The 2,480-nt window shown below is 65.8% G+C and carries 4 protein-coding genes and 1 tRNA gene; 2 read left to right on the forward strand and 3 right to left on the reverse strand.

Going from position 1 to position 2,480, the window contains the following annotated elements; genetic code table 11:
• A partial coding sequence (locus EOA28_RS32385) for an NAD(P)H-binding protein (protein ID WP_148670997.1) occupies positions 1 to 368 on the reverse strand: 368 nt, incomplete at its 3' end.
• A gap of 150 nt (positions 369 to 518) precedes the next feature.
• Between EOA28_RS32385 and EOA28_RS32390 the strand changes: the two genes are divergently transcribed.
• Together EOA28_RS32390 and EOA28_RS32395 are read left to right on the forward strand one after the other, a co-directional pair.
• The gene (locus EOA28_RS32390; RefSeq protein WP_126078158.1) at positions 519 to 1,424 is read left to right on the forward strand and encodes a LysR family transcriptional regulator; all 906 of its coding nucleotides are present in this window, start codon (positions 519 to 521) and stop codon (positions 1,422 to 1,424) included.
• A 103-nt stretch (positions 1,425 to 1,527) separates the two neighbouring features.
• Positions 1,528 to 1,716 (forward strand): hypothetical protein, encoded by a 189-nt coding sequence (locus tag EOA28_RS32395; protein WP_126078159.1) that lies wholly within the window; start codon positions 1,528 to 1,530, stop codon positions 1,714 to 1,716.
• Positions 1,717 to 1,744: 28 nt separating this feature from the next.
• On the opposite strand, the gene EOA28_RS32400 is transcribed toward EOA28_RS32395, so the two are convergent.
• Both EOA28_RS32400 and EOA28_RS32405 read right to left on the reverse strand, forming a co-directional pair.
• A tRNA-Arg gene (locus EOA28_RS32400) sits at positions 1,745 to 1,821 on the reverse strand.
• A gap of 55 nt (positions 1,822 to 1,876) precedes the next feature.
• Positions 1,877 to 2,182: an ETC complex I subunit gene (locus tag EOA28_RS32405; RefSeq protein ID WP_112101520.1), complete on the reverse strand. Its 306-nt coding sequence runs from the start codon at positions 2,180 to 2,182 to the stop codon at positions 1,877 to 1,879.
• Between the last annotated feature and the right edge of the window lie 298 nt (positions 2,183 to 2,480).

Consider the following 2,480-nt stretch of genomic DNA (forward strand, 5'->3'; position numbering starts at 1 on the left):
CGCAACACATTGAGCAGATTGGGCTGCGTGGCGTCCGCGCCGATCGTCGACAGCACGACCACCTTGGGCGGCAGCGCCCTGTGCAGCGCCTCGCGGACGACGGCGATCTTCGGCAGCACGTCCGGGAAATCGGGTTCGGAATCATAGACCGGCGGCAACAGGATGAACGCGCCCTCGCCGCCCGAAAGCGCCGCGGCCAGAGGCCCGGGATCGCCGAGATCGGCGACGGCGACCTCGCAGCCTTTGGCCAGCCACCGCGCGCCCTTGGCTTCGTCGCGGACAACGGCCCGAACCTTGTGGCCCGATGCCAGCAGCGTTTCGGCAAGAACCCCGCCGATGCGGCCGGTAATGGCGGTAACTGCGTACATGATCTTTCCTTCGTTTGTGGTGGTTGAACGGGATCACGGCCGGCGGCCACGACGGGCCGGCGGTCTCTGGCCGGTCTTTTCACACCCTTGGCTTGCTGATCACAGCGCCGATATGTCATCATAATCCGGACTCCAGGTTGGGAATAGCGCATGTCTTATGACGGAAGATTGCTGTCCGGCGTGACGGTGCTGATGGCGGTGGTCGAAGCCGGCTCGATGGCGCGGGCAGCGGACTCGCTCGGCATGACCGCCTCAGGCGTCGGCCGCGCCATCCAGCGGCTGGAAGCCCGCATCGGGGTGCGGCTGCTCGACCGCACGACCCGCACCATGCACCTGACGGACGAAGGGCGGCGCTTCCACGAGCGGGTCGGCCCTCACCTCGACGGCATCGAGGAGGCGGCGGTCGAGGCCACCGGCGCCACCTCGGTGGTTCGCGGCAGGCTGCGCGTCAATGTCGACCCGTTCTTCTCGCAGCTGGTGCTGGCCGGGCACGCGGGCCGGTTCCTGGCGCTCTATCCGGAGCTTCGCCTCGAGCTCATCATGCGCGACGCGGTGGGCGACCTGGTGGCGGACGGGTTCGATCTTGCCTTGCGCTTCGGCGATCCGCCGGCCGGCTCATTCACCGCGCGCAAACTGTTCGAGACGCGCGTACTCACCGTCGCGGCGCCCGCCTATGTCGAGCGCCGAGGGCGTCCGCGGCACCCTGCCGACCTGCCCGACCACTACGCCATCGATTTCTGGGACGCCGCGCATGGCCGCGCCTATGAGTGGGAATTTCGCCGCGGCAACGAGGCGCTGCCGGTCAGCGTTCGGACCAGGCTGATGACCTCCGACGCGCCGACCATGCTCAACGCCTGCCTGTCCGGTGCCGGCATCGCGCAGGTGCTGGAATTCGCCACGCGCGAGCAGGTGCGCGACGGCCGGCTGATCGACCTGTTTCCGGATTGGTCCGACGAGCTCTTCCCGCTCCACGCGATCTACCCTTCGCGACAATACCGCACCGCCAAGGTGCGGGCGTTCGTGGAGTTCGTGATGGAGTTGCTGGCTGAGGTTTAGATCGATGACCGGCGCAGCGGGCCCGCCCGCTGCCCTATTGCGCACATTCTGTGATAAGTGACGCCTATGAGCCGATCCCGAAGGAATACCCCCGATCGTCGGCATGACCACAGTCGACAGCGACAAGGCATTCAAGCAAGCCGAGCATCGGCGCGAGCGGCGGGCCGTGAAGGCACGGCTCGAATTTGACGAAGAACCGTTGCCGACCAAGGCTTTCGGCAATCCATGGGCCAGCGAGAAAGACGGCAAGCAATGGCTAGCCGAACCCTCCCCTAAACTGATGCGGAAGTGAGGTCCGCACACGAACCGCGCCAAGGGAATGGCGATCCCGGCAGGATTCGAACCTGCGACCATCGGCTTAGAAGGCCGGTGCTCTATCCAGCTGAGCTACGGGACCGTCGGCCGGCCGGGCCGGCTGCTGCGTTACGCCAAGCGATGCAAGACTCGGGAAGTCAGTGCGTCCAGGGCGTCCTGCGGTCATAGCGGAAATTGTCCGAATAGGAAATCTGCCGGCGCTTGGCTTCCTTCGGCTCTTCGACGCGATAGGCGATCTTTTCCTTCTCGGCATAGGCCACCGCTTCTTCCTTCGTGTCGAAGGTGAGCTTCACCTGGCTCAGCATGTCGCCGGAGGTGGTGTAGCCCATCAGCGGGTCGATCTTCTTGCGCTGCGCGGGATCGAACTCCAGCACCCAATGTCCGGTCTTGGCCTTGCCGGACTGCATCGCGGTTTTGGCTGGACTGAAAATGCGCGCGGACATGACCACCTCTTTGCCGCCCGGAAATCGGGCACCGTTGTTCGGCGCCATTCCCGGGTCCCATCGGGAGCCCGAAACCTCGCGCCAACCCCGTCATTACTGTGCAATGGCCGCGGCGGCAAGGCCGCAAGCGCCCCTGCGCTCCCAAGGCGCAGGGGAACCTCGCCGCGCCGGCGACATTATCGAAAGGTCGGGCGGCCGGGCCGGGCAAGCCTTCCCTGTCAGCCTCAATCAGAAGCGGACGTTTCGCCATGACCAATGCAACCGAACATGCCGTCCTGCAGCTCGCCGTGCTTGGCGG

Origin of the sequence: Mesorhizobium sp. M2A.F.Ca.ET.067.02.1.1 (genome assembly GCF_004023285.1) — a bacterium.
In the GTDB taxonomy this organism is placed as follows: Bacteria; Pseudomonadota; Alphaproteobacteria; order Rhizobiales; family Rhizobiaceae; genus Mesorhizobium.